General features: G+C 68.2%; 18 protein-coding genes and 3 pseudogenes. 9 read left to right on the top strand and 12 right to left on the bottom strand.

The window, feature by feature from the left end:
- Positions 1–315 precede the first annotated feature (315 nt).
- The 4 genes from JNW89_RS00400 to JNW89_RS00385 are packed head-to-tail and all read right to left on the bottom strand — an operon-like array spanning position 316 to position 4,039.
- Entirely contained in the window at positions 316–903 is a 588-nt protein-coding gene (locus JNW89_RS00400; protein WP_238447125.1) for a GNAT family N-acetyltransferase, read from the bottom strand.
- A 32-nt stretch (positions 904–935) separates the two neighbouring features.
- Complete coding sequence (locus tag JNW89_RS00395; RefSeq protein ID WP_238447124.1) at positions 936–1,613, bottom strand: GPP34 family phosphoprotein; 678 nt, start codon at positions 1,611–1,613, stop codon at positions 936–938.
- 9 nt (positions 1,614–1,622) lie between these two features.
- Positions 1,623–2,627, bottom strand: a complete 1,005-nt coding sequence (locus tag JNW89_RS00390; RefSeq protein WP_255540205.1) for an acetamidase/formamidase family protein — start codon at positions 2,625–2,627, stop codon at positions 1,623–1,625.
- Positions 2,628–2,632: 5 nt separating this feature from the next.
- Complete coding sequence (locus tag JNW89_RS00385; protein ID WP_238447122.1) at positions 2,633–4,039, bottom strand: APC family permease; 1,407 nt, start codon at positions 4,037–4,039, stop codon at positions 2,633–2,635.
- A gap of 324 nt (positions 4,040–4,363) precedes the next feature.
- Between JNW89_RS00385 and cutA the strand changes: the two genes are divergently transcribed.
- Positions 4,364–4,702, top strand: a complete 339-nt coding sequence (gene cutA / locus JNW89_RS00380; protein ID WP_238447121.1) for a divalent-cation tolerance protein CutA — start codon at positions 4,364–4,366, stop codon at positions 4,700–4,702.
- Between the two features lie 14 nt (positions 4,703–4,716).
- Here cutA and JNW89_RS00375 read toward each other — a convergent pair whose 3' ends face one another.
- Together JNW89_RS00375 and JNW89_RS38420 are read right to left on the bottom strand one after the other, a co-directional pair.
- A complete protein-coding gene (locus tag JNW89_RS00375; protein WP_238447120.1) occupies positions 4,717–5,688 on the bottom strand; it encodes an XRE family transcriptional regulator in 972 nt (323 codons plus the stop codon).
- Entirely contained in the window at positions 5,577–6,011 is a 435-nt protein-coding gene (locus JNW89_RS38420; RefSeq protein WP_375155021.1) for a helix-turn-helix domain-containing protein, read from the bottom strand. Before JNW89_RS38420 ends, JNW89_RS00375 begins: the two co-directional genes overlap by 112 nt.
- A 420-nt stretch (positions 6,012–6,431) precedes the next feature.
- Here JNW89_RS38420 and JNW89_RS00365 point away from each other — a divergent pair.
- The 4 genes and pseudogenes from JNW89_RS00365 to JNW89_RS00350 form a co-directional block, all read left to right on the top strand.
- Positions 6,432–7,001 (top strand): annotated as a pseudogene (locus JNW89_RS00365) (hypothetical protein); the annotation flags it as partial.
- A gap of 511 nt (positions 7,002–7,512) precedes the next feature.
- Entirely contained in the window at positions 7,513–8,100 is a 588-nt protein-coding gene (locus JNW89_RS00360) for a metal-dependent phosphohydrolase (protein ID WP_238447119.1), read from the top strand.
- A gap of 47 nt (positions 8,101–8,147) precedes the next feature.
- Positions 8,148–9,026: a phosphotransferase gene (locus JNW89_RS00355; RefSeq protein WP_238447118.1), complete on the top strand. Its 879-nt coding sequence runs from the start codon at positions 8,148–8,150 to the stop codon at positions 9,024–9,026.
- Between the two features lie 187 nt (positions 9,027–9,213).
- A pseudogene (locus JNW89_RS00350) lies at positions 9,214–10,484 on the top strand (IS3 family transposase).
- A gap of 20 nt (positions 10,485–10,504) precedes the next feature.
- Here the strand turns inward: JNW89_RS00350 and JNW89_RS00345 are convergent.
- The 3 genes and pseudogenes from JNW89_RS00345 to JNW89_RS00335 form a co-directional block, all read right to left on the bottom strand.
- Positions 10,505–10,870, bottom strand: a pseudogene (locus JNW89_RS00345) (IS21 family transposase); the annotation flags it as partial.
- Positions 10,871–11,220: 350 nt separating this feature from the next.
- Positions 11,221–11,832, bottom strand: a complete 612-nt coding sequence (locus JNW89_RS00340) for a hypothetical protein (protein ID WP_238447117.1) — start codon at positions 11,830–11,832, stop codon at positions 11,221–11,223.
- 461 nt (positions 11,833–12,293) lie between these two features.
- Positions 12,294–16,130 carry a hypothetical protein gene (locus JNW89_RS00335; RefSeq protein ID WP_238447116.1) on the bottom strand — a complete coding sequence of 1,279 codons (3,837 nt, stop codon included), beginning with the start codon at positions 16,128–16,130 and terminating at the stop codon, positions 12,294–12,296.
- A 1,464-nt stretch (positions 16,131–17,594) separates the two neighbouring features.
- Here JNW89_RS00335 and JNW89_RS00330 point away from each other — a divergent pair.
- The gene (locus JNW89_RS00330) at positions 17,595–18,134 is read left to right on the top strand and encodes a DUF4365 domain-containing protein (RefSeq protein ID WP_238447115.1); all 540 of its coding nucleotides are present in this window, start codon (positions 17,595–17,597) and stop codon (positions 18,132–18,134) included.
- Positions 18,135–18,210: 76 nt separating this feature from the next.
- Positions 18,211–19,443 (top strand): hypothetical protein, encoded by a 1,233-nt coding sequence (locus JNW89_RS00325; protein WP_238447114.1) that lies wholly within the window; start codon positions 18,211–18,213, stop codon positions 19,441–19,443.
- A 588-nt stretch (positions 19,444–20,031) separates the two neighbouring features.
- Here JNW89_RS00325 and JNW89_RS00320 read toward each other — a convergent pair.
- Both JNW89_RS00320 and JNW89_RS00315 read right to left on the bottom strand, forming a co-directional pair.
- Positions 20,032–20,544, bottom strand: coding sequence for a hypothetical protein (locus tag JNW89_RS00320; RefSeq protein ID WP_238447113.1), 513 nt, complete (start codon positions 20,542–20,544; stop codon positions 20,032–20,034).
- 191 nt (positions 20,545–20,735) lie between these two features.
- Positions 20,736–21,332, bottom strand: a complete 597-nt coding sequence (locus JNW89_RS00315; RefSeq protein ID WP_238447112.1) for a hypothetical protein — start codon at positions 21,330–21,332, stop codon at positions 20,736–20,738.
- A 489-nt stretch (positions 21,333–21,821) separates the two neighbouring features.
- Between JNW89_RS00315 and JNW89_RS00310 the strand changes: the two genes are divergently transcribed.
- Positions 21,822–22,340 carry a hypothetical protein gene (locus tag JNW89_RS00310; RefSeq protein WP_238447111.1) on the top strand — a complete coding sequence of 173 codons (519 nt, stop codon included), beginning with the start codon at positions 21,822–21,824 and terminating at the stop codon, positions 22,338–22,340.
- Positions 22,341–22,926: 586 nt separating this feature from the next.
- On the opposite strand, the gene JNW89_RS00305 is transcribed toward JNW89_RS00310, so the two are convergent.
- Positions 22,927–23,376, bottom strand: coding sequence for a VOC family protein (locus JNW89_RS00305; protein WP_238447149.1), 450 nt, complete (start codon positions 23,374–23,376; stop codon positions 22,927–22,929).
- Positions 23,377–23,818: 442 nt separating this feature from the next.
- Between JNW89_RS00305 and JNW89_RS00300 the strand changes: the two genes are divergently transcribed.
- The coding region (locus JNW89_RS00300; RefSeq protein WP_238447110.1) for a response regulator at positions 23,819–26,256 on the top strand (2,438 nt) is incomplete at its 3' end.

Here is a 26,256-nt window from a genome sequence, read left to right as displayed (position 1 = left end):
GTAGTGGGCTGTTCTGGCGCGATACCGGTGTCGGCGTCGCCATTGTGATCATCGATGGATGTGATCGAAGGGTCGGGTGGTGGTGGTGATCAGGTGTGCCAGGAGACGGCGGACCTCGCCGAGGGTGAGGGGAATGAGGCCGTCGTGGTCGGGTCCGGCGCCCCTTTTTTGGTTTGAGCGGTGGTGACTGCGAGGTAGGCGTGGGCGCACAGAACGAGTGTTGTGGTGTCGCTGCTGTCCCGGATTCCTCGGGGTTCGGCGCCACTCGCCCTGCTCACAGGGCCCGTTGTGGAGGGCCAGGCGCTGAGATAGCCGTCAGGGTCGAGTTGGTCGGACCAGCGGGAGGAGTCTGATGCCGCCAGGCAAGATCACTTCTGATTGGGGGTGGTAGCCGTGGCGGAGGTACAGCCGCTGGTGGGCCGGGGTGACCTCGACCTTTGATGGCAGGCCTACCAGGTCTACCTGTTGGCGGTGGTGGGCGAGTAATGCATCGCCCCGCCCTGTGCGACGGTGCGCTGGCGAGACGGCGAGGAACGCGAGGTGGTGGTGCGGTGTGGTGAGCCGGTTGCTGTGCAGGTATGCCTCGAGGATGTCGAAGGCTTCGGTGTCGGGCCCGGTGGCGGCGGTGAGGCGTTGTCGGTAGGCGGTTGGTGGCGGGATCGGTCGGTAGCGATGAAAGCTCACCGCCGTCGCGGAGAGGTCGTCCATGACGTGGACTTCGCCGAAGAACAGGGCGTGCTCCACCCAGATCTCCACGATGTCGGCGAGGATCCGCCTGCGTTGGTGTTCGTCGGGTACGAGCCAGGCGCCGAGTGGTTCGGTGTGTAGGGCGTCGGCGATGAGGGTGGCGACGGCGCGTTTGTCCGTCCAGCGGGCGGCGCGGATGCGGGGCAGGGCGGGCACGTTTCGGAGGTCCTTTGTGGTGGCGCGCGAGGTTAGCGGTATGCGGCGGTGGTGAGGTCGCCGATGGTGGCGTCGACGGCGGTGGTGATGTCGCGTACGGCCTGGTAGTGCTGGTCGGCTATCGCATTCAGGTGGGTAATGACGGTGGTGGTGTCTTGGTCGAGGTAGAGCCGGTCGGCGAGGCCGAGGACGGCGGTGAGGCCGGCGAGGGCGGCGGTGTGGTTGTCGGGTTGTTCCCGGCCGGCGACCAGGTAGCGCAGCCGGGATCGGGCGACGATGGCCCATTTGTTGTCGGTGGCCTGGTAGCTGTCGGTGCGGAGGAGGCCGCCGAGGCGTCGCCGGCTGTGCTGGCGCAGGATGCCGGCGGCAACGAGCCCGGCTCGGGTCCGGTCGTACATGTCGGTGGAGGAGCTGCGAAGCCACATCTTCAGCGGCGGGGCGGCGTGTCGGATGGAGGAGAGAGCGGAGTCGGCGATGAGGTCGCCGACGGCTTTGTCGGTGTGCAGGCGGATGCGCTGGTCGGTGGCGGGGCGGACGCCGTCGCGGGGGCCGAGGTGGATGCGTCCGGCGAGGAACAGGTCGATCAGCACGGCGCCGGCGAGGCCGAGCGCGAGGGCACGCTGGTGCAGATGGAGGTGCCCGGTGTCGTCGTCGTGGGCGAGGAGGTAGAGCTCGTCGCGGAGCGGCAGGCGGGGGAGTGAGAGGCTCATCGGCTGTCCCTACTGCTGTGCGACGGTGAGCTGCCGCAGCCGGTCGTGTGTCCCGTTGTACGGGGCGGCGGCTGCGGGCAGTAGCGCCTTGTCGGCTGCGGCGAGCACGGTGTAGTTCGGGTCGCAGACGTTGCCGATGGGTGCGCGGCCTATCTGGGAGACAAGCTGGTAGGCGTCGAGGACGTGCAGGCCGGTGAGTCTGCTGGTCCAGCCGACGAGGTCGTGGTGGGCGATGCGGTAGGCGTCTTCGAGGGGGCGGGCGCATCCCACGGACATGATCGACGTGTCGGTTTCCAATCGCGGCCACGGTGTGGGTTCGCCTTTGATGACGTCGATGATGAGGGTGGTGGTGGCGGCGATTTCGATGCCGGTGCCGCAGGCTTCGCCTTCGCCTTGTCGGGCGTGGGCGTCGCCGAGGGCGAGCATCGCCCCGTGCACGTTGACCCCGAGGTAGACGGTGGTGCCGGCGCGCACGTGCGGGGTGTCGAGGTTGCCGCCGTGCGTGTCGGGAACGATGGTGGAGCGGGCTTCGAATCCGCCGGGGGCGACGCCGATCGTGCCGATCATCGGGTCGAGGGGCAGGTCGATGCTGTGGTCGCTGTCCGTCGCTGCGAACCGCACGCTGCCGGCGCGCCGGTCGACCCGATACACCCATACCCGTTCTTCGAGGGGCGGTTGGAGGGTGGCGGTGTGCGTGGTGGAGGTCAGCGCCCCGAAGTGCGGGAAGGTCGTCGAGATTCCCCAGTCCCTGGCCGGGACGATGGCGCAGATGTGCACGGCCAGGGTGTCGCCGGGGTCGGCGTCTTCGACGAAGAACGGGCCGGACACCGGGTTGAGGTAGGGCATGCGACATTTCTGCGAGGGCAGATCGGCCGGTCCGCGGACCAGGCCGCCGAAGCAGTCCTCGGTGAAGACCTGCAGCATGTCACCGGAGCGCAGGTGCGCCACCGGCATCCGGCCGCCGAAGGTGTAGGCCAGCTCGTCGCGGGCCGGCCGGTACACGATCTTGTCCATGGCGCTCACACCCGCTCGGCGTCTCGGCGCAGCGGCTGGACCGGCGCCAGTCCGGACAGCACCGGCCGGCGGCCGGTGGCGTAGAGGCCGGCGAGGACGAGCACGCCGAGGGCGAGCCAGGCCAGCCCGAGGCGCTGCGCGGCGATGTTGGCGTTGACCACCACGTAGGCGAGGATCACGAACCCCACCGCTGGCATGACGAGATGCGCCCACCAGTTTCGGCTGCGGCGGCGGACGACGTGATGCACGACCACCGAGACGTGCAGGACCAGGAAGGCGACCATCGCCCCGAAGTTGATCAGCGACGACAGCAGGGTGATGCCGTCGGTGCGGGTGGCCGTGTACAGGCCGAGGATCAGAGACACCGCCCCCGTGAGCAGGGTGGCGTTGATCGGGACGCTGCGTCGCACAGACACCTTCGCCAGAAAGCGGGGCAGCTGCCGGTCGCGAGCCATCGCGTACAGCAGCCGGCTGGTGGCGACCTGGGCCACCATCGAGTTCGGCAGCCCCCACGCGATCGCGGTCGCGACCGCGCACAACGTGGCCCGCCACTCCCCGCCGGCGGATCCGGCGGCGTCGTAGAAGGCGGTGCCGTTCGGGTCGCCCCCCTGCAGCAGGCCGGCAGAGTCGGGGACCAGCATGGCGGCCAGCCACGTCTGGGCGATGAACAACACCCCGGCGAGGACCAGAACAGCCGCCATCGCCCGGCCGATCTGCCGGGAACCGCCCCGGGTCTCCTCGGCAAGCATGGAGATCCCGTCGAAGCCCAGGAACGACAACACCGCCACCGACACCGCCCCGGCGATCAGCGACCAGGTGAAAGTCTGCGGGTTGTAGAAGGCCTCCCAGCTCAAGCGGCCCTTCCCAGCGACCAGCGCCGCCGCTGCCACGACGAGGAAGATCCCCAGGACGATCAGCTCGCCGACGAGCATCACCCGGGTAACCGCCGCCGTCAGCCGGATCCCCACCGAGTTGACCAGCGTGTTGACGGCGACGAACCCGACCAGCCACACCCAGACCGGCACCGCCGGCACGGTCGTGTGCATCGCCACCGACGCGACCAGGTACAGCAGCCCGGGCACCAACACGTAGTCCAGGAGGATCACCCAGCCGGCGAGGAAGCCGACCGCCGGGTGCATGCCACGGCCGGCGTAGTTGTAGACGCTGCCCGACATGGGGAATGCCTTGACCATCTGGGCGTAGGAGAACGCCGTGAACACCAGCGCGGCCACCCCGATCGCGTAGGCCAACGCCGCCATCCCGCCGGAGGCGGCGTACACGCTGCCGAAGATCGCCATCGGCGCGATCGGCACCATGTAGACCAGGCCATACGCCATCAGGTCTCGGAACCGCAGTTGCCGGCTCAGCTCCTGCTGATAGCCGTATCGCAGCAGCTCGTCAGGGTCGTACATGAAGGACCTTCCGGACGGATTGCAAGGGGAGGTGACCGGTTCCCACGCCAAGCCGCGCCCGTAGGAGTGACGAACAGCCCCGGCTGGCGTGTGGGCCACGACTACAGCCAATGGGGCGGACCTTGATGTCGGAAAGGGGCGAGCCGTAGATCGCGACAATCTGCCGACAGCATGTTGGCTGGCAGATAACCCCAGAGGTCTCGATGCCGTCGTGGGAAGCCACGCACGGATCAGCCGATCTGGCGTGGTCGAGGTCCGTGGGCAACGGATAGGAGCGGCAGTCGCAGGCGACGCATCGACGCACGGATGCGTAGTGTCGCGGGCATGAGTGAGGTTCTGCAGGTCTACACCGCAGCAGGTAGCCGGGAAGCCGCCCAGCGGCTGGCAGAGGGCGCTGTGAAAGCGCGGCTGGCGGCTGGTGGACAGATCGTCGGGCCGGTGGACTGCGTGTTCTGGCACGAAGGGAAGTTCGGTACAGGCCAGGAGTGGCAGGTGGTGCTCAGGTCCAGCAGCCGGCGGTATCCCGCACTGGAGAGCTACCTCAAAGAGCACCATGAGTGGGCCAACCCGGAGGTAACCGCAGTGCAGGTGGTCGCTGGTTCGGAGCCTTACCTGGCCTGGGTCCTCAGTATCACTGAGGCCACCGATTCGCAGGACAGGTGACGGCGCCTGGTGGTCTACGCCAGGATGTCCCCACTTGCGGACAGCGCCTCATGAGGTGCGATGCGACGGCGCACGGTGGCGATCCGAATGGCGGGACGCGGAGACGCGACACCACGGCAGAGGCGCCTGGACCGGTCCAGCAGGATCGCCGCCCGCTCGACCTCACCAGCATCGAGGTAGGCCTCAGCCAGCCAGGTGGAGTAAAGGGCCTTGTCCCGTGCATACGTGTCGTCGAATCGCTCAAGGGCGCCTTCCAGCTCAGGAATTGCCCTCAGTGGGCGCCGTAGCTCCGCCCAGACACGGCCGGTCATGATCTGAATCTCGTCGTGATCGACCCATGCCGCCCAGTCCGGAGCAACGTCGGTTCCGGATTGGGCGACTGAATCATGTGCGGCGTCGAGCGCGGCGATGGCCTGCCTTTCCTGACCGGCGACCGCGTAGGTGAACGCGAGTCGCTCCAGCAGCAGGGCTTGAACGGCGGGGCTGGCACCGGCGTTCATGGGAACACGGGACGCTTCCGCGGTGGCGATGTCGGGCTGGCCGAGGCTCGCCCGCAGGTAAGCCGACAACGCCATGGCGTTGGCCGCCAACTGCACGTCGTCTGCCTGCATCGCGATGGACCGGCTCATGGCGAACATAGTGTTCGCGTGGGCGTTCTCGCCTGCATCAAAGGCCGCCCAGCCGGCCAATTGGGCCTGCTCGGCGAGGAGTGACAGCAGGGCCTTGGCCGTCGACTGGCTGAACGACGTCGTGTTGAACATGGCCATCGTCGCTCGGAGTTCTGCCTCATAAAGCCGGAGCGTGTCGACGCCACCAAGGTAGTTGTCGAGCCGCCGCAGCCGCGCCGTGCGCCTCGCACGCTCCTCCACGTCCGCTACGCCGATGCGACGACCTGCCGCGGGGCATACCAAGGCCGCGCCGCCCGCCGCGAGCATCGCGGCGGCTTCGATGAACTCCCGGCGGTGCATCTCCTTGTTCTCCTCCACGAGCTCGGGCTGGATCTGGCTGGCTGGCGGTCCGCCAAAAAGCCCTGTGATGCCGAGCCTGTCCCTCCAGCGGCACGCCGGAGCACTTGCAGCTGATCGAACGCTGCGGTCAGCTGCCCACCGGTGCCGAGGACCTCGTCGCAACGCTCCCAGAACCGCCTCGGGGGCCGTTGACGGCCAACCTCCACGTTAGCGACGGTGCTACGTCCGTAGTGAAGTAGCGGCGCTAGAGAGTGCTGCGTGTAGCCGGCCAGAGTGCGGAGACGTGCGAGCTGGCGCCCGAGCTGCTGCCAGCGGTCGTCGAGGCCAATCGCGCCCTGCATGGCTTCCTCAGTCATCTCACCTGCACCCGACGAACTCGCTATCGATCGATCACGGCCTCCATCTCCTTGCCGATCTTATGTGTCGGGAGCTCTTAGCTCGGGGGCCGACAATGTCAACAAAATGTCATCGCTTGCTCCAACGGGCTTGTCGACACCTTCCCAGTTTCCCAAGGGCTCCGAGTCGCTCGCGTGATGGAGCGCGAGCATCCTCGATGTCTACGCCGCTGGGTGCCCGCGGCTTGCATCTTCCTGTCGCGATGTCGGCCGATTGTCGAAGGCGGCTGACAACCCTTACCGACATCAGCGGTGACGGCGTCCCCTTGAAGGCGTCACTACCCCGCCTCCTGCTGAGGCAGCGGGAATCTCACATCCAAACCAGCGGCGCGTCAGCGTCGGTACCGTCGCCAGAAGGGAAAGGCCATGACCTCGGAGAGCATGCCCGAGTGCACTGCGGTCGGCCAAAGGGCCGCCGAAATCCTCGACCGGATGAAGGAGCACCCGGCGTACGACCGGCTGCACAGCTCCTCGATGAAGTACTCCAGCTGCTGGGCCACGTTCACCGGCTACCCGGCCATCAGCCGTTGGTCCCTGGAGCGCGACGCTGGACCGCTACTCATGGAGGCCCTCCGGGTCTTGGCGCTCAAGGCCGCGGTGTTCAAGCTCTCCGGCGGCGACGAGCAGGCCGCCGAACTGCTCGTGCCGGCGCCGGTCGACGAGATGATCCACGCGGTGCTGGCCCAGTTCACGCTCATGTGCCGCATGCAGGCCGACCTGCAGGTCGTCTTCCCGCACGCCACCGAGCTCGAGGATTTCACCTACGCGCGCGGGTGCATCACCGACGCCTATTACGCCGCCGCCGGCTGGGGCGAGCAGCCGCTGCGGTACTGGCTCGACTCCGCCGAAGTTTCCCGCCGCCTGGCCGTGCTCAACGCGCACTACCAGCAGGCCGGGCTGGGGCACGATGGCCGCAGCCACGACTTCGACTTCGACGCGCCGACCCCCGGCCACCGCGGTGTCGGTCAACGGTTAGCAAGCTCTACCGACAGGACCCGGCGCATCGCGGCCACGACCTGCCGAGGGTCGAACCGTTCGCCAGCGAGCCGCTCCGCGCGGGCCACCGCGGTGAAAATGCCGTCCGGGTCAGCGTTACGCAACACCGCTACCAGCCAGCCTTCAAGGTCGACCAGCTCGGTGGGCAGCTCCAGAGCCGCAGCGGTCGGCGCCGGCCGCGCTGACTCCACCGGAAGAGGCTCGCCGGCGGAGGCGTAGCGGCCGGGAGGCAACCCGACCCGGTAGGGGTGCACGCACACCGCGGTGCCGGACGCGCGACGCGCCATCCGATGTCCTTGTTGTAGGCGAACTCGGGGCCGGGTCGGTCGATCACGTCGAACTGGCCCGGTCCCAGTTCCTGAGCCGGGCACACCGCGCAGGTCTGCTCACACCACTCCGACCGTGGACCTGTCACGGCGTCGATGCTACGACAACCGGGAGGTATCCGGGTATGACCGTCTTGTCCCGTCCCCGTCCTCTACTCGTCGACCGGGCATTGAGGGACGCCCAACGCTGGTGCATCGGCCACACGATCGACGACCGGCCCGCCCTCGCACACGCAGTCCGTGTCGCAGTCACCATCGGCGACCACGTCGCCGCCCCAGAACCAGCCCTGATCGCCGCAGCTCTTCTTCACGACGTGCCCGACTTTGCCCCGCCGAGGGAGAACCTGTACCGGACGCTGACCGAGGATTACGGCCCCGAAGTGCCCCGGATCATCGCCGCGCTGCACGTGGAGCATCAGGCGCTCGACCAGCCGAATCCGCCAATCATCGTCGCGGACGCCGCTGTCGTGCTCGCCTCAACAGCCGACAAGATCGTCGCCCTAACCTCGCTACTACGCCGCGCCCGCGCCAGCGGCGAAGTCACCGACTTTTTTACCGGGCGACCGATGCTGCTCGCCCTGCTCCCATACTTCCGGGCATACAGCTACGCCTGTCGCCCTCACACCCCTGCGAGCCTGTCAGCGGCCCTGGAAGGGGTGCTTCATCTGCTCGACCGGGCCACCTCGAACGTACGCCCGCAGGCGGCCCGATGAGCAGGACCCGGTGGAGTCGAGCCTCTGTCGACGTCCTCCGCGAGCGTTTGCTGCTTCAGACCGGCGCAACGATGCGAACCTCCGAAGTCATCCGGACATGGGAATTGTCAGGAGTCGAACGACTCCACCTGACCACCGACACCAGCGTGATCTTCAAGTTCGCGGTGAAGCCGTTCATGACCGAAGCGGACATCCTGATCAACCTCGCCGGACGCGGCATCCCAGTCGTCGCAGTACAAGCCTGGGCTATACGCGGCCACACGCTCGGCATGCTCACGGAAGACCTCGGCGTACCCGTGCGGACCGCGACCGAGAAGGACGCCGCAACCACGGCCGCACTGCTTCACGCCGCCCCCGTCCTCGGCCACCTCGACACCTTCGATGAGGAGGCACTGACGAGCTTGCCCGAACGAGGGCTGGCCGCGCTCGCCGCGTTGCAACGTCAGGGTCGCTTCCTCAACGCATGGGATATCAATCGAGCATTGCAGCGCCTCGCCCTGTGCGCGAAGGCCCTAGCAGCCGGCGCCGAGCGACCACCCTTCGGCGTATGCCACGGCGAGCTTCACCCGACATCGCTGCACGTCGGCACCAAGGGCACCCGGCTCATCGATCTCGCCAAAGCATTCAACGGCCCAGGCCTGCTGGATCTGGCCACCTGGTTCGGCACCCGTGCTCTTCCCCAACCCCAGCACCTGGACCGTCTCATCCATGCCTACATTCGCGCTGGCGGCCACGCAGGCGTGGCGAGTCGTCGCGGTGGGCTTCCCGCAGACCGGTGGGCACTGGGCTGGCACCGCATCTGGGCCGCCCACTGGTTCCTCAGCCAAGCCGCCGCCGGACACCATAGCCGCGCGACAGACGACGCGCACCACACGATCATCCGCCGGCAGGTCACCGCCGCCGTCACGCTCTTGACGTCGTTGTAATCCACTATGTGATAGACCAACGGCCCTATGAACGCGCAGGGGCAGCGTGAACGCCGACGATGAGGTGGTCAGCGCGTGGCGCGTCTGCACGAACATGACGAAGATTGGCGAACACTGGGTGCCCGCCCGGCGCTATGTCCCGCCCCGGGTTTGATGGAGACATCGAACACCCGAAGGATTCACTGTCATGGCGGCACCACGGAAGTACCCGGACGAGTTGCGTGAGCGCGCGACGCGGTTGGCGGTCGAGGCGAGGCGGGATCCGGCGTCGAGCGTCGGGGCGATCAGGCGGATCGCGGGGCAGCTCGGTGTGCATCCGGAGGCGTTGCGGACGTGGGTGAAGCAGGCCGAGATCGATGAGGGGGTCCGGGCGGGGACGACGTCGCCGGAGGCGGCCAGGCTCGCCGAGTTGGAGCGGGAGAACCGTGAGCTGCGGCGGGCGAACCAGATTCTGAAGTCCGCGGCGTCTTTCTCTGCGGCGGAGCTGGACCGTCCGTCGCGATGAAGGCCGGGTTCGTCGACTCCCAGCCGGAGGAGCACGGTGTCCAGCCGGTCCTGCAGGCGCTGCACGGCACGCCGGCACAGATCGCACCGTCGACCTACTACGCCGCCAAGACCCGCCCCGCCTCGGCCCGGACGATCCGCGACGGCGAGCTGATCGTCAAGATCGAGCAGGTGCACGAGGACAACTACGGTGTCTACGGCGCCCGGAAGGTGTGGCACGAGCTGAACCGCCAGGGTGTGGCCATCGCGAGGTGCACGGTCGAGCGGCTCATGCGTGAGTCCGGTCTGCGAGGGCTGCTGCGGGACAAGTCGCCGCGGACCACGCGGACCACGCCCGAGACCGCACGCCCGGGTGACCTCGTCGACCGTGACTTCACCGCGACCGGCCCGAACGAGTTGTGGGTCGCGGACCTGACCTACGTGCGCACGAGCGCGGGATGGGTGTACGCGGCGTTCATCCTGGACGTGTTCTCCCGCATGATCGTCGGCTGGCAGGTGGCCACCTCGCTCTACACGGACCTGGCCCTGGATGCGCTGCAGATGGCGATCTGGCGTCGGCGAGCCGCAGGCGCTGACCTGACCGGCCTGGTCCACCACTCCGACAGGGGAGTCCAATATCGTGCGATTCGCTACACCCAACGGCTGGCCGAGGCCGGCGCGTCGCGTCGGTCGGCTCGGTCGGCGACTCGTACGACAACGCGATGGCCGAGGCGTTCAACTCGCTGTTCAAGGCACCGGAGTCGATCACGACGGGTCGGGCGGGCGCGGCCCGAACTCGTGCGCAACAAGGGACCCTGGCGCGGGCTGGACGACCTGGAGGTCGCCACCGTCGAATACATCGACTGGTACAACAGCCGGCGCCTGCACGGCGAACTCGAGCACGTCCCGCCCGCCGAGTACGAGGCGTTACACGCGATGACCCACCCGGTCACCGCAACCCTGGAAACCAGATAATCCAGTCTCCATCAAACCCGGGGCTTGACAATCCACGGCCGGAACACCCGCCGCTGACCGGCCGGCCAGGACTTCTTCACCGCAGCGACCGTCCGGCGGGTGGTGCGTTCCCCGCCGGCGAAGCCCATCGCGGTGATCCGCCGGTGCACCACATCGGCGCGGACCCGGCCACCCGAGCAGGCCACCAACTCCTCAATCTTGTCCATGAACTCGTCGATCGGCCGAGCCCGCTGCAGCCGCTCCTCGGGGCTGCGCCCCTCGGCCCGCAAATTCACATACCGAGCCACAATGTGGTGATCACACCCCGCCAGCTCGGCCGCCGCACAGTAACTACCCGTGAGGTCGTATGCCTCCAAGATTTCCACGATCTCCCTGCCGCGTTTCACGCCGCCGACCCTCGCCGACCAGCGTCTCGTCATGATCAGCGGGGAGGTATCTGGCCGTCCACGGGGAGAACCCTGGCCACCAGCGGGGCGGTAAATGGCCGCATATGGGGATCTTTCACTGGCCGCCGACAGTGCCGCCCTTACCTTGGGGGACCTACACATTACGAGTCGGCGGCCGGTTGCTGCATCACCGCTTGGTCCTCGTGCCGCGTGTGGCGTCCGGGTCCGCGATCGTCCGTGTCAACGCCGGCGGAACTTTTCAGGCGGAGCCGACAGTCCGCTGCTGCTCGCTGGTTTGGCTGCTCGGTTGGCTGCTCGCGGTGTTGCCGGAGGGTCTCGCTGAAGCGATTTCACGGGCCATAGAGGCGAGTATCCAGTTGCCTGCGCTGTTCTCGAAGCACTCGGCGTGCCCGGTAGCGTCCCACCAACCCCGGCTCACGCGGCCAGATGTGACGCACTGGAGGCTCACGGTCTTCCCGACCCCAGACGACGCCGGCCGAGTCCATGAACTCGATGTGGCTACTGATCCACCCCAGCGGCGGGGCTGACTCGCCGTCCTCCCATGCCACTGGCGGGTCTAGCTTCCATTTCCCTTTCATGACACTCCCCGGATCAATGTCATTGACAGGATCGGAGAAGCAGTCATCCTCCCGGTCGCTCCGAGTCAGCGTCATCGAGAGCCCAAAGATCGGGCCGTCGCTGTAATTCTTGATCTCATAGGTGACTGAGGTCATGCCGGTCCTATGATTGCCCCCACCGAGTCCGAGCCGGACAAAGATCAGTCTTGCTTGACGTGCCTCAGTATCGCGCCGTTCGTCGCTCCGCGATCGCGCCTCGTGGCGCAGCAGGAGGGCCGCAGCCAGCACGGCGAGCGCACCGAAGACGGCGCCGCCGATCGTGCCCCATGCCTGTATCCAGTCGGTGACCTTGGGTGCTTCGGAGGTCAGTAAGGACGTCTTCACGAACAAGTACGGTAACGGCGATGGGCTACCCGAGGCGCGTCACGGATCAGACGAGATGCCTCAGCACGCCCAAGCCGCATCGTTGGGCAGCGCAGCACCCGGCGTCCGCAGGCTTGACCGAGCGGGGCTGTGGAAGGTCCTGTGCGCCTCCTCAGCGGCGACGATGACTGCGATGCCGGCCCATCACGAAGGAAATGGCCTCTTCGTCCCGAACGCGGGTACCCGGCATCGTTCGTTGTCGTCCGGTGTCGTCTTGCACCGCCAAGCAAGGCCCCTCTGCCGTCCCGTGTCGTCCCCTGCCGTCCGCCGCTGCTCGTCTCGCTGCCTTTGTGCTGCCTCTCCCGCTCCGCCCCGGACGTCCTGCGACTACTGTCGGTGGAGGTAGCGGCTGTCGTAGCTCTGCCGCCGATGGACCCCTTACGTCCAGGCTGGTCACTGAAAAGACGCCAGCCCTGACCTGGTCATGACCGATCGGCGCACCTGACCGCCGTGGAACAGTCCAGGACGACGGCCCGGACTATGTGCCCGCTTTCCGCCGTAGCTCGCGCTGCACGGTCGGCCAGGTTCGCTGCCAACGCCGCCTGCTTGCCCCGGATGGGGTCGCGGCGCCAGGTGCCGGGCTTGGCCCCGTGCGCCGGATCGAACCAGGCGACAAGGAAAATCCCCGTGGCACCGGTCCACTTGGCCAGGTACCGCTCCACCAGCTGGCTCTCCAGGGCGTCCTTGATCTCATCGTTCCAATTGCCCTTGACCTCAATCACCACCCGTAGGACCCGGTCGCTGTCCGCCGGGGCGAGAGCCTGCACGAGCAGGTCCACCCGCTGACCGATCCCGGATGTGCGCAAGCGAGTCACCTGTACCTCGCGGTTTACGACGATTCCGGGCACCGAACGCTCTATCTCAGCGTTGAGGTAGTCAGATATCTCGTCCTCGGTCTTTGGCGTACACGAGGGGCCGTGGTTCCAAAGAAAGGTCGCAGCAGGCGTCGCGCCTTGCAATCGCAGCTGCGTCTGGTCGATCCCTTCGAGCACGGCGTGTAGTAGATCCTCGTCGTTGCGCATCACGCGCCGGGCGCTGGACAGGACCTCGACGACCTCGGGCGGGAGTAGGGGCGACCAGTCGGCTCGACCGAGGGCGGCCCGGGCCTGGGCGGTGAGTCGCTTGAGTCCGGGGTTATCGGGGCGGCTGTCGGCGAGGCGGCGCAGGCAGACCACCGCGGCGATGGTTCCCCGCTCAGCGAGTGCGGGCAGCAGCCGGTCGCGGAAGTTGCCTATGGTTTCCCGGCGGCCAACCCAGTGCGCCCCGTACACGACCGGGTCCTCATCGGGTGGGAACCGCCGCTGCGTCAGCTCCCATAGCTCCACCACGTCGGCCTCATTCAGAGTGGTGGCCTGGAACTCGCGGCCATCCGCCAGCTCACCGACGACGTATTCGGCCAGCGCGGAATCGGACATGAGCGGCTCGCGGACCAGCGCCCAGCCCGCGGAGCCGGTTCGCGCAACGGTGATCACCGCGAGCCTCCGCAGCAGTTCCGTCCGGTTCGCTACCGCCGTGCGCACCATGGCTAGCGCTGCCTGCTCATCAAGGCCGAGCAGCCGCTCGAAGGCTGCGCCGCCATCAACCGTCTCATCATCGATGAGTCGCACCAGCCAGGGGACCATCGCTGGGGTCAGAACCGGGGCGATATCTCGCAGCGTGAACTCGCTATGCTCCGGCTGGCCGCGCATCTCCTTCTCGGCAGCGGCGAGCATGGCATCCGCTGCCTTCTCGGAGACCCAACGCAGCGCCCGGATGACCGCTGAATCGTTCGAGGATCCGAAGAGGCTTTGGACAATGGCCGGGGCCAGGAACCGCCACCGGTCCTGCTCCAAGTCGGGAACGATGTCGTACTGGGCAAGCAGTACTAGCGCCCGCACGACGGCGACCACGCTCGGGCGGTACTTGTCCACGCCTAGCAGGTCTTCGCCGTTGTCGGTCGCCACCGGCAGGTAGCGCTGGGCGGCCGACACCGCGAGCTGCCACTGATCCTCGTTGAGCAGCGCCCAGCCCGGCAGACTGGTGATCCTCGGATTCAGCGAATCGTGGGGGAGCCGGTTACCGGCCCTAAACTCGACATATCGAGAGAAGGCGGGGAAAGCCTCCGACGCGTCGAGCGTCAGGCTCTCGACCAGCCGGTGCCTAATCTCGTCCGCTATCGGGAGTGACACCCGTTCAACATTGCTACGGCGTCTCGGCGCCGGGGGCTGCAGCAGAGATTGCACAGTCTGCCGGTACAGCGGCGACGCCTCGGGCACCGCCCGGAGCGCGGCCTGATGGTCCGGGCGGGTCCGGTCGTAGGCCAGCGATAGCCACGGCGACCATCGCTGTGCCTCTTCGTCAGTTGCGGCGGCCGAGGCCCGATCGAGCAGCCAGACGAGCTCTCCGGGCCCCACGAGACCGCTGTCCTGGAGGTCCCAGGCCAGCTCGGTATCCGTCAGCTCATGCCTCAGGGCTAGCAGCAGTTCCCGGCGGACCTGGTCGGGGAGCTCCGGCAAGGTGGATCTTCGCTCGCGGAACAACTCATTCCGGGTCTCGAGCCGGATGCGGATCAGCCGCACAACCTCGGTCCGAACGGCGACGCTGTCGAGCCGGCGCAGCCCGGCGAGCAGAACCGCGTCACACAGCTTCTCGGCCGGACCAGCCAATGGATTCGCCGAGGACTCCAGGTCGGCCACCCAGGCGAGGGCATCGCGGGCCTCGTCGACAGACAGCGCAGATGCCCCGAACCTACTGGGCAGCTCCATTGTCAGCAGCGACCGATAGCTGCCGAAGAAGTCGGGATTTTCGGGCGGCCTCAGCCGAGAGAGCAGGGCCGTCGGAGACAGACCGCCGTGCAGCAGCGCGCGCAGGCCGACGCCGAACAGTTGGTCCTCCCGGTCGGCAGGTGCCGTTTCAGGGTCGGCCAGCACGGCAAGTGGGCGGGTCGTCGCCGCGTCGGCCAGGTCGAGAGCGGCCCGGCCGGCACCCGTCCGGGTCGGCACCGACCGACGATCATCGAGGGCCAACTCGACCAACGTGCCGGCGAGGCTGGTCAGCCGGTTGCTCACCGCGATGCCGATCGCAAGGTACTCGACGTCCGCATTGGCTGCGGGGTCGATGAGCACATCGCGCAGCCGATCGACGACGCCGTCGTACGCCAGCCCGTCGAGTCTCGTGCCGAAGAAGAAGTTCGGCAACTCGAACCGCTGGGCGAGCTCCAGCAGTCGCTCGACCAGGTTCCGTCGGTAGACCGGATCGGTCAGCTCGACGCTGCTGCGCAGGAAGGAGACCGGGTCGTCATCTAACAGCCCGGCGAAGCGGGACGGATCCAACGCGATTAGCCAGGCGGCCACCGCTTGCACCTGTGGCGCCAGGCGACCACCCCGCCCGCGCAGGAGGGCATCCAATTGCACCGGCGACAGGCCCAAGCCGACCAAGTAACGCGCCGCGAGGAACTCCACGATCGTCTGGTGCATGAACCGCAGCCGATCCTCGCCCGCGCTCTCGAAAAGAGCCGTTCTGAGGACTTCGGAGTATCCCGGCTCCTCGCAGTCCTCGGCGGTGAGGCAGTCCGATGCAGGCTCGGCGGAGAGCGCGAACGACGCCCTTGCGGTGAACAGGCTGAGCACGGCGAGCCGGCCAGCAGCATCCACCAGCCCCGGCACATCCGACTCTGCCAACGGCCGACGCCGCAGCGGATTGGGCTCCGTCACCAGGCGGCGACAGGTACGTTCAAACAGGTCTCGTTGGGTGCCCGGTATCGCCAGGTCGCCCGACAGGTATTGGTCGACCAGGAGTTCGAGCGTCTTTGGACTGGCGGCGAGCGCCATTGCGTTGGCTTTTCGGAGGGCTCCGATGAAGGCGGCTTCGTCGACACCGGCCGAGCGCGCGTATGCGGCGACGTCATCCTCGGCCAACGGTGCCAGATCGAAGATCGCGACGTCGGAGAACGACTGCCGTAGGACACGCTCGACGCCCGGCAGCCAGGCGGCGGTCCTGCAAGCGAGCGCAAGCCGCGCACCCGAAGGCAGATCGGCCGCCACCTCCTCGATCAGTCCGGCCAGCGCCGTCGTGGTCAGCGAGCACTCGTCAAGGCTGTCGAGCGCAAGCAGTGCACCCGGGCCGCCCACGATCCGGTTAACCGCCCGACTGATCCTGCCGACCAGCCGGTCCTCACTGTCGGAACTGCCGAGCGAGACCAACGCCGCCCCATCACCTAGGGAACGGACGAGGTTCTCCAGCTCCGTCGACTTTCCCGCACCCGGCGGGGCGAGGAACACGCTGCAACGGTGGGCGCAGCCTCCGCCATCGGGACAAGACCGGCGATACCAGCATGGCCTTGAGCCAACGCGGACCCGGCCTCATACGTGCTGGTGGTGCTGTTCGTGTCACGCCAGTAGCGGGGCAACAGCGCACGACCGGACCGAATCACCGTCGCAGTCTAGAAGGGAAACCCGCCAGGGGACGACCTCTGCGTTCCGAGGCCGACCGGGTTCACCTGACGGGGTTGGAAGCCTGTCCCGCCAGCCCTGGCCCGGCTGACCTCTCGCTTACAAGGCGCTTCCGACACGGGTCGTAGCGTCCGCCGTCGGTCGCCACAGCCTGCTCGTCGCCGCCGTACTTGCGCGTCCGTCTCTCGCCGTCCGCGACTGTTGATGTCAGCTGTAGATGTCCGACCGCTGGACCTGGCCCTCCTCGACGACGCGCGGAACTCCCGCACCGGTCCCGCTACGGTGATTCCGTGGCACGTTTCAGCATGATGGCTCGGTCGGATAGTCCTACCGAAGTTGCTGAGGCCGAGGCGTGGGTCGAGCGCCACCGCTACGCCGTGACCTCGATATCGGAGGGCGGCTGCGGTTGCTGTGTCCGCTCGTGGCGGATCGATGGCCCCGACACCTGGCAGACACCATCCCGCAGACGTTGACCGTGGACGACCCGGACTGGGAGCGGGACTGAAGCGCCGAATGTCAGACGTTGAAGCGGAACCTAGAGCCGCTGTCCGTCAACCAGCGGGAATACCGCTCGACACCTGCTGACGAGGTTGCCGTAGCTGAGCGCTGGTTGACGACGTTTGACGACCTCTTGTGCCCCCTGTGCCCCACACTGCCAGGAGCAGGCAGAGGGCGGTCGGCGTGGCGCGGCGCTGCTCAACGGTTCCGCCGACGTAGGGGATTGTCCGTCCGGGTGCACCGCCTTGGCTACTCGCGTGGCTACTCAAAGCGCCGGCCCGCTGGTTTCCGACCCCCGTCGGGGGACGCGGTGGCGGCCCATCGTCTACTGCCATGGGCTGTCAGCCTGTACCGCTCAGCTCGGCCAGCGCCCCGTCTGCTGCCGTCGCGTGTCGCCCGAGAGCGACGCGTTCGATGCTTCCTCGCTGCTTCGCGATTGTTCAGCGAGTAGGCATACCTACCCGGCCTGGACCTATCGATTGCCGGCGAGGCGGTAGCTGACGGCTGGGTGAGCAGGTCACAAACCCTGATCGGCCGGGCTGAAGCTCCAGCCGTTGGGTGCGTTGCTGTACTTCTGTGCTGTTCGGCAACCAGGTCGGGACGAGGCTCCGACCCCGGCTGGGGGAGCCTGGTCGCGGTCGGCCACGAAGCGGGCACGCCGCCGACCCCTGCCTTACACAGATCAGATCAAAGGTCGGACGCCACGCGGCACAACCCGCGAAAGCTTCTAACTTACGTGAGAGTGATCTAGCCTAGGCGGAACGTAGTCATCGACGGGGCTGTGGATGGTGTTCCTTGGCTGAGGTAGGCGATATTCCCACGCCGCTCGCCACGGGGCCTGCCGGTCTGACGCACGAGCCTGCTGCGTTACACATGCCCACCCAGCGCATCGAGCCGGTCGACGCTCGAACCTTCACCACGCTGCTTGAGCAACTACAGATGGCTTACGTTGCGGCGGTCGCCGCTACAGCGGGATGCACGATGGAGCCTGTCGACCGTGACGTCTGGGGCTTTGATGCCTGGTTGATTCGCCCTCCGTTACAAATCGGGGTCGGCGAGGAGGTTCCGCTAGCTGTCCAACTCAAGAACACGACCACACTCAAGCCTGACCCGAACAGCGGTACCTTCAGCTACCAGTTCAAGCAACGCAAGTACTTCGATGCACTGGCCTTCCCCCGCCGAGGCGTGCAGGGTGTCTGCCTCGTGATGGCCTCACCACCGCGTCAGGCGAGCTGGACTACCCCAAGCCATGAGTTCCTGAGGCTTGAGCACTGCTGCTACTGGGTCAACCTGAAGGGCATCAGGTTGACGCGAGCATTAAGTCGCCAAGCGTGAAGATTCGGACAGCGAACGTCTTCAACGCGGAAGTGCTCGGCGGTATGATGGATAAACTCGAAAGAGGGGAGGACCTGTGACAAACCCCGGCACTCTCCCCTCACCTGAGCGAATCGACCCAGACCGGTTCACACTGCTACTTGAAGAAGCTGGCTGGAAACTTGTTGGAGCCCGTCGCGGGCAATATAAGCGCTTCGCTCCACCGGGCTTAAATGATCCCAGCGGTTTTCGAGGTTCTCTGATTATCCCGCTTGATCGCGGCGCTCCAGAGTTCCCCCAGATGATGTCCGCAGCAGTCCGGGAAGTAAGCAATACCGATGCTGGCGACCTATGGCGACGGGTCATCCAACCGAGAATAATCGTGGATACAGCGGACCAGTTCCAGTTCCGTAAGGAGACTGACGCTCCCCCCGGAACAATCCCATGGAAGCAGGGAGAGGAACTATTTGGTGCTGCCCGACTGGCTCTAGTTGCAGGAGCGAAGTCGTACGTAGAAAGATTACGTCGGTACAGTAACCGGTTCGGCCAGTTCTCCAACAGGTTCCTAGACTCCATCCTGATGGGGCAAACAGGAGTTGGCAGCTACATCGTGACGGCTTATGCGCCAACAGATGCCGCCATCCCTATCACGTCGGGCTCGAGCACGTCCGGCAGGATAGCCCAAGGCAGGGACATCACTCTGCACTTCGCTTCCGCGCTAGAAGCAACTGCTGAAGCCGTAGAGCACTACCGAAGCACCTCATCACTAAGCGGCTTCGATGCTGGCGTCGGTAGAGGAGTATCTTTCGAGCTGTCTTCAGCGCTCGAGAGCCTAGCACGCGATGGAGACGGCGGGAACATCACAATCACATGGGATTCAGGTGCCGATCTCTTCGGCGAAATCGCCGATAGTCATTTCGTCTTTACTCGCGAAGACGGCCAGGCGCTCGCGCGGGCGGCAACCCACCTAGCCGCGGAGAGCGAACCAACGGTGCGGCAAACAGTAATTGGCCGAGTCCATCTCCTAACGAAGAAGCATCTTGGCGGCCCTGGCGTCTTCGGGCTAGACAGCATCTCGGGCGCGGTTCGGAAGGTCCGAGTTCGATTGCGCGACGCTGAGAATTACCATCGCGCTGTTAACGCCCACGATGGGGATCTCATTCTCGCCGTTAGTGGAGAACTTGAGCGCGATGGCAACATGTACTGGCTCTTGAATGCTGAGATTCTTTCCGAGGTAGCTCATGTTGACGAGTTGGGCGAGAGACTCTCCAGCGCCAGCCAGCTGACCGACCAAGCGTTCACCGAAGAGTTGTTCGGCGAGTCTTCCTGATTTGCTACTGGCCGGAGGTCGCCAGTAGGCCGGGGCCTGGCGGGTGCCACCTTGATGTTCTCGGAGGTGAATTCTGACCGGTGACATGCAGATCGCGGAGCCACCGAGCTGGCCGACGAATCGGGGATGAGGACAGCAACCGTCGGTCTGCCGGTGAGTCAGACCAACCCGGCGACCCACCCCACCATCCTCACTGTATGCCGTCGACCCGCCCACCGGGGAGCCGGCCGCCGCCCGGCTCGCCACGTCAAGCGGACCTTGACGGCTCGTACGGACGATGGCGGGCCGGGCGGTGGTCTGCTCGGCTCGTCCGGGTCGATGGCAGGCGGGATGGCCTACCGCAACCACCCACGAACCGCGACCCGCCGACGGAGCCCCGGCCATCCTGGAGCCGGAGCGCCCCCGCCGGAGGCAGCAGTAACCGCAACCCCGCGACCGCCGCCAGCTCGCCGACGCAGCCGGCGTGCCCTCCCCTACGCCGCGCGGGCTCGTGGCCGCGGCAAGCTGCTCCGCCGGTAGAACCTTTCCGCTGCACAGACTGCGGCCCCCTTGCCTTCGGGCGAGGGGGCCGCTTTCGTGCTGTCCGGGTCACGCCGGTTCGTGGAACACCTCGCCGCCAAGCACCGCAGCGACCTGCTGGCAGGACGGCTGGTCCGGGCATCCCACCGTCCAGTTGCGTCCCAGCACCAGGTTGACGTCCGACACGCCTTCGAGCAGCTCCGCCATGGTGTTCGGCTGCTGCCGGGCCTGCGCCGGCGACTTGTAGATGCCGACGGTGTACTCCTCGCCGCCTACGTAGCAGTTGCCGCGGGCGAGGGCCCCTCTCGGCTGCGCGATGGCCGAGTAGCCGGTGCAGGTGATGCCGCCCTTGCCGAGGGCTTCGACCAGGACCAGCGGGCTGTCGTAGGAACCGCCGTCCGCTGGGGGCCGGGGGGCGCTGGGCGTGGGGGAGGCGGTCGTGGGAACGTGCGCCGCGCTGGACGGGGCGGCGCTGGTGTTCGAAGTGGTGGGTGCGGCGGCGGGCTCAGCGTCGTCGGAGCAGCCGGCCAGAGTGGCGGTGGCCAGGAGCAGGGCGGCGGCGAGGTGGAGGGTGCGGGTCATGGGCGGCACCGTACCGACCTGCGGCAACGCGTGCTGCCCGCCGATCGGTCAGGCGTCCGCGCCCTGCCGGGGAGGTGATCCGCGGTAGGATGGTCGGCGCGGTGCTGCCGGTGACGTCCCGGTCAGGCACCGCCAACGTGCAGCGCCCCCGCTCGGCTCCGGCCAGGCGGGGGCGCTTCCTGCTGTCAGGGCTACTTCACCGCCCACCGTGGCGGTACCGGCTCGCTGTCGGCCGCGTACTCCACGAAGACCGGCCGCTTCCTCGCCGGCACCGGGAAGGTGATCCAGCCGCGCACGCACCGGCCCGGCGCGAGCGCCTTTTCACCCCACGGGTACTCCGGCTTCGGGAACGAGTCGTAGCCGGTGCTCGACGCTTCGATCTGGGTGTCATCGGCGTACGTCAGCGCCCACGACGAGTTGCTGACGACGATCTGGTTCTCGATGTAGCCCTTGTTTACGCACACCTTGATGTCGGCGGCACCCCACTCGAAGTTGGGCTGCTCGTCGGGGCGGGGCGCTGATCGGGCGACGGGCTGCTTATAGGCGAAGACGGTCGAGACGACCGCTCCGTCGGGCGACGGGCGGCTCTTGCCGAGGGCTAGCGGGGTGTCGCCGGCGGCGGTGGGGCTCGGCGACGTCGTGGCCACCGCGGTGGCGGTGGGTGCCGCGCTGGTGGCCGCTGCCGGCGTGGGTGACGGGGCGGCGGCGGGCTCTTCGTCGCTGGCGCAGCCGGCGAGCCCGGTGGCAGCCAGGAGCAGGGCGGCGGCGAGGTGAAGGGTGCGGGTCATGGGCGGCAACGTACCGGCCAGCAGCAACGCTGCGCGGCAGCGGGGGCGCTACTCGCTGTACGCAGTCAGGTCGGCCGCCGAATCATCTCACTCGCCACCGGAGTTGTCCGGCTGGCATCCACTCGGCAGCGGAAGCGGCGTGCGCCGACGCGACCCTGGCGGCGTTCCTCGTCATCGGCGGGGTGGGCTGGACGGTGGTGTGGTCCGTCGGTCAGGCGGAGCAACGGGTGCGGGACAACGTCGCCGGCGACATGCGGGCGATGGCCAGCCGGCTGGCGGAGCTGACCAGCCAGGTGCAGGCCCTCACCGCCGCCGTCTAGGAGCTGAACCGGCCGTGGCCGCCCCGGCAGTCGGCGGCGTGCCGGGCGGCGGGGCACATGTACGTGTCCCAGACGCTGGGTGTCACCTGCCGAGATTGGGAGCAACAGCCCTTGAGGGGCAGTGCAAAGTCACGTGCCCGGACACAGGCTCCGGCGGCACAATCACCCCGTGTTCGACTTCGGTATCTCCGGCTACCGGCCGCAGTGGGTGCAAGCCCGTAGTGCGATCGCCGCGGCACACGGTCGCCGCTTGGCTGCCCTAGCCGGTCAGACCCTGCATCACGTCTGGCTGGTCTGGGACCTCGACGCTGACGAGTGGTTCCCCGACTGTCCAGTGGTCCTCGCCTTCGACGACGATCAGGTCGAGGTCAACCATCAGAAGACCGACGATCTCTCTGTCACCTTCAGCAGTATCGACCTTGCTCAGCCGGTTGTCTGGCCAACCTCCGATGGCTTCTCGCTTGCCTGGCGTGCCGATCCCCTACCAGAGCTGGCTGCGCTTCACGGGCAGCAGCTCGACCACGCCGAACTACTGGAGTGGATCGGCGGCACGATGGCAGACGGCAGTGTCGCTGTCGGCTTCACCTTCACCGAGGGACAGCTGACGGTCTACAACGCCCTGGACGAGAACGGTCTGGAGTTCGACCCGCCCAGTCAGGAGTGGCGCCAACACGCGCTCGATGGCTAAGACGCCGGCGTGACTGGCTGTTGACGCGTTTCGCCGCACGGGCCGGCAGCCTGTCGCGTTCCCGCCGCCTGACCGAGCGGAACTGGTGGTAGCGCTCGGAACGTGCTCGGTGAGTCATGGGCAGGCCTGGGTAGCTCTGGTCATTGTCGGGCAGCGGTGGGTACCAGGCGTTGCCAGGCGATGATCAGATGCTCGGTGTGTGCTCCACCGGTCGGAGCAACGGCGGCTGCCAGCTGTGAGCACGGGCGGGCACTCCTGGGCACTCGTGGCTATCCGCTGGCAGGTACGCTGGGCCATCGCGCCCTCGTAGCTCAGGGGATAGAGCATCGGTTTCCTAATCCATGGGTCGGGGGTTCGAATCCCCTCCGGCGTTGCCGTCGGTAGCTCAGTCGGCAGAGCAATGGTCTTCCGCCGTCGATCCTCGATCTCGGCATGCGGCGTGACCGTAGCCGCGGACGCGGCCGCGCGGAGGTGCTCCGCAGGGCTGCGCCGGCCCCGCACCGGGGCAGCAACCGCTTCCCGCGCATCGGGCACGCGGACGGGCCGCGACGGTGGCGGGCCGGCCACCCTCCCGCCGCGACACCCGTCAGACGACGCAGAACTCGTTGCCCTCGGGGTCGGCCAGGACCACGGCGTAGTAGTCCATCGCCGGCTCGTCCATCGTCCGCAGGATCGTGGCGCCCGCCGGGACGGCCCGGTCGACCACCGCGTCGACCCGCTCGGTGCGCAGCTTCAGGTCGACCGTGCGGCCGCCGCCGACCTTGAGATCGAGGTGGACCCGGTTCTTGGTCACCTTGGGCTCGGGCATCCGCTGGAACCAGATGCGTGGCCCCCGGCCGGTCGGATCGACGACCGACTCCGGGGTGTCACCGGCGCCCTCGGGCAGTTCCTCCGCCGGCACGCCCGTCGCCGCCCAGAAGTCCCGCCAGGTGCGGTGGCCGCCCGGCGGTGGCTCCGGCACGTAGCCCAGCGCCTCGGCCCAGAACGCCACCATCCGGCGGGGGTCGGCGCAGTCGATCGTCACCTGCAGTGTCATCTCCACCGCGGGAGCATCGCAGCCGGGTACGACAGGTGCCGCCGTGGCGGGCGGGTCGGCTCACCCCCCCGCCACCGGACCCGGTCGAGCACCCGAGGAAGTGGCTTTCGTCACTCGGCCACCCGGACCGCGCCCGCGTCCCCCAGCCGCTGTCGCGACACCCGGTCGCCCGCTCGCCGGGGACCCGGGCCGGCGGTTAGCCTGGGGCCCTGCTCCGGTCCGGGGGTCATTTCCCCTGCTCGGCGGTGGCATCAGGGTCGGGCGATCGAGGGGGCGTGGATGCCGGAGCGGGGCGGCTGGCGGTTGGCGGCGACCGGCCCGGCGGTGCGCTGTCTGACCTCGGGCGCCGCGCTCCGACCGGACGCACGACCCTCGTCCCGGGCACCGAGGTTCGGCGGACCCGGCGACGGGGTACGGGCACGGCGATGAGGTGTACTCGAACGTGACCAGCCCCACCGAGGAGCTGTTCGGCGGCGGCAGCGCCACCGGGCGGCTGATGGCCCGGCTCGACTGGGCGGCCACCCCGCTCGGCCCCGTCCAGTCCTGGCCGCAGAGCCTGCGCGCCGCCGTGCGGATCGTCCTGTCCTCCCGGTACCCGATGCTGCTGCTCTGGGGCGAACAGTTCACCCAGCTGTACAACGACGCCTACTCGGCCCTGATCGGCGACAAGCATCCGGGGGCGCTCGGGGACGACGTCCGGACCACGCTGGCCGAGGGCTGGGACGTGCTCGCGCCGCTGATCCACGATGCGATGGCGACGGGCGTGGCCAGCTGGGTGCCCGCCCTCCAGCTGCTCCTCGACCGGTCCGGCTACCGGGAGGAGGCCTACTTCAGCGTCTCCCACGCCCCGGCCCGCGACGACGACGGCCGTACCGTCGGCGTGTTCACGGTGTGCAGCGAGGTCACCGAGCAGGTGGTCGGGGAACGGCGGCTGGGACTGCTGCGGGACCTCTCGGTGCGCGGCGACGGGCGCACGGTGGACGTCGCCAGCACCTGCGCCCGGCTGGTCGAGGCGATCGGCGGGCACCGGCTGGACGTACCGTTCGCCGCGATCTACCTGCGGGAGGGTACGGAACTGCGCCGGGTGGCCTGCACCGGTGACGGTCCGGTGGCGGCGGTGCTGCCCGACGTCGTGGTCGACGGCGACCCGGCCTGGGGGCTGTGGGCCGCCGGCGGGGGAGCGACCACCGAGGTCCACGGGGTCGCCCAGCGGATGATGCTGCCGGCCGGGGCGTTCGACGAGCCGACGGCCACCGCCGTGGCGCTGCCGCTGCCCTCCGCGGAGGCCGATCAGCCCCTCGGGGTGCTGGTGGCCGGGGTCAGCCCCAGCCGCGCCCTGGACGAGGCGTACCGGTCGTTCTTCCACCTGCTGGCGCAGCAGGTGGCCGTCGCGGTGCGCAACGCCCGGGCGTACGAGGAGGAACGTCGCCGGGCCGAGGCCCTGGCCGAACTCGATCGCGTCAAGACCAGCTTCTTCACCAACGTCAGCCACGAGTTCCGTACCCCGCTGACGCTGATGCTCGGCCCGCTGACCGACGCCCTCGCCGACGAGCGGCACCCGCTGCCACCGGAACAGCGGGAACGGGTGGACACCGCCCGGCGCAACGCCACCCGGCTGCTCACCCTCGTCAACAGCCTGCTGACCTTCTCCAGCCTGGAGGCCGGGCGCGCCCGCAGCCGGGCGCGACAGGTGGACCTGCCGGAGCTGACCGCCGAGCTGGCCGGCGTGTTCCGCTCGGCGGTGGAACGCGCCGGGCTGCGCTTGGAGGTGGACTGCCCGCCGCTGCCCCGGCCGGTGACGCTCGACCCGGCCAACTGGGAGCGCATCGTCACCAACCTGCTGTCCAACGCGCTGAAGCACACGTTCGTGGGGCGGATCAGCGTCGGGCTGCACGCCCACCCCACGGAGCTGCGGCTGACCGTCGCCGACACCGGCATCGGCATCGCCGAGGAGGAGATGCCCCGGCTCTTCGAGCGCTTCCACCGGCTGGACGGGGCCCGCTCCCGCAGCCACGAGGGCACCGGCATCGGGCTGGCCCTGGTCGGCGAGCTGGCCCGGCTCGAGGGCGGCGACGTACGGGTGGACAGCCAGGTCGGGCGCGGCAGCACCTTCACCGTCGCGCTGCCCTGGTCGGCGCTGCGCCGCGGCACGGACGACACCGTGGCGGCGAGCGACCTCGGTGACACGGCCCGCGCCGTGGCGCAGGAGGCGAGCGGTTGGCTGGTCGACCCCGTCTCGCCCGAGCCGGGCGAGGAAGGGTCGCCCGGGACGCTGCCCGACGCCGGGCGGGGCGTGCGGATCCTGGTGGCCGACGACAACGCCGACATGCGCGCGTACCTGGCCCGGTTGCTGACCGCGCAGGGCTGGCGGGTGGACACGATCGGCGACGGTCGGCAGGCCCTCGACGCGATCCGGCGGGACCCGCCGGACCTGGTGCTGACCGACGTGATGATGCCCGAGGTCGACGGCTTCGCCCTGGTGCGCACCCTGCGGGGACAGCCGGACACCCGGGCGCTGCCGGTGGTGGTGCTCTCCGCCCGCGCCGGCGCGGACGCCGCCGTCGAGGGTCTCGACCTCGGTGCCGACGACTACGTGGTCAAGCCCTTCACCGCGGCCGACCTGGTCGCCCGGGTACGGGCCGCCCTCGAGGGTGCGCGACGGCGCCTGCGGGCACCGGACGCCGAGGACGAGCGTCCGGAACCGTCGCGGTCGACCCGTCCCAGCAGTGCGGCTCGGAGCCCTGCTCCGCCCGCTACCGGGCCCGCCGAGGCGGCCCCCGCCGGGACGGCCCCGGACTCTCGTGCGGTCGTCCGACCGGTACCGCCGAAGGCGCCTCCGCCGAGGTCGGCCGCGGACCCCGCAGCCAGGACCGTCCGTTC

The sequence above is a fragment of the Micromonospora sp. 4G55 genome (genome assembly GCF_016803375.1).
The sequence above is the reverse complement of the archived record's forward strand: the minus strand, read 5'-3'. Positions and strand labels throughout refer to the sequence as shown.

What these genes read in the sequence shown, in the direction of transcription:
- JNW89_RS38420 (WP_375155021.1), bottom strand. Translation starts at nt 6,011, where the DNA reads ATGCAGGGCGCGATTGGCCTCGACGACCGCTGGCAGCAGCTCGGGCGC.
- JNW89_RS00360 (WP_238447119.1), top strand. Translation starts at nt 7,513, where the DNA reads ATGACCGTCTTGTCCCGTCCCCGTCCTCTACTCGTCGACCGGGCATTG.
- JNW89_RS00305 (WP_238447149.1), bottom strand. Translation starts at nt 23,376, where the DNA reads ATGACACTGCAGGTGACGATCGACTGCGCCGACCCCCGCCGGATGGTG.
- JNW89_RS00320 (WP_238447113.1), bottom strand. Translation starts at nt 20,544, where the DNA reads ATGACCCGCACCCTCCACCTCGCCGCCGCCCTGCTCCTGGCCACCGCC.
- JNW89_RS00390 (WP_255540205.1), bottom strand. Translation starts at nt 2,627, where the DNA reads ATGGACAAGATCGTGTACCGGCCGGCCCGCGACGAGCTGGCCTACACC.
- JNW89_RS00395 (WP_238447124.1), bottom strand. Translation starts at nt 1,613, where the DNA reads ATGAGCCTCTCACTCCCCCGCCTGCCGCTCCGCGACGAGCTCTACCTC.
- cutA (WP_238447121.1), top strand. Translation starts at nt 4,364, where the DNA reads ATGAGTGAGGTTCTGCAGGTCTACACCGCAGCAGGTAGCCGGGAAGCC.
- JNW89_RS00315 (WP_238447112.1), bottom strand. Translation starts at nt 21,332, where the DNA reads ATGACCCGCACCCTTCACCTCGCCGCCGCCCTGCTCCTGGCTGCCACC.
- JNW89_RS00385 (WP_238447122.1), bottom strand. Translation starts at nt 4,039, where the DNA reads ATGTACGACCCTGACGAGCTGCTGCGATACGGCTATCAGCAGGAGCTG.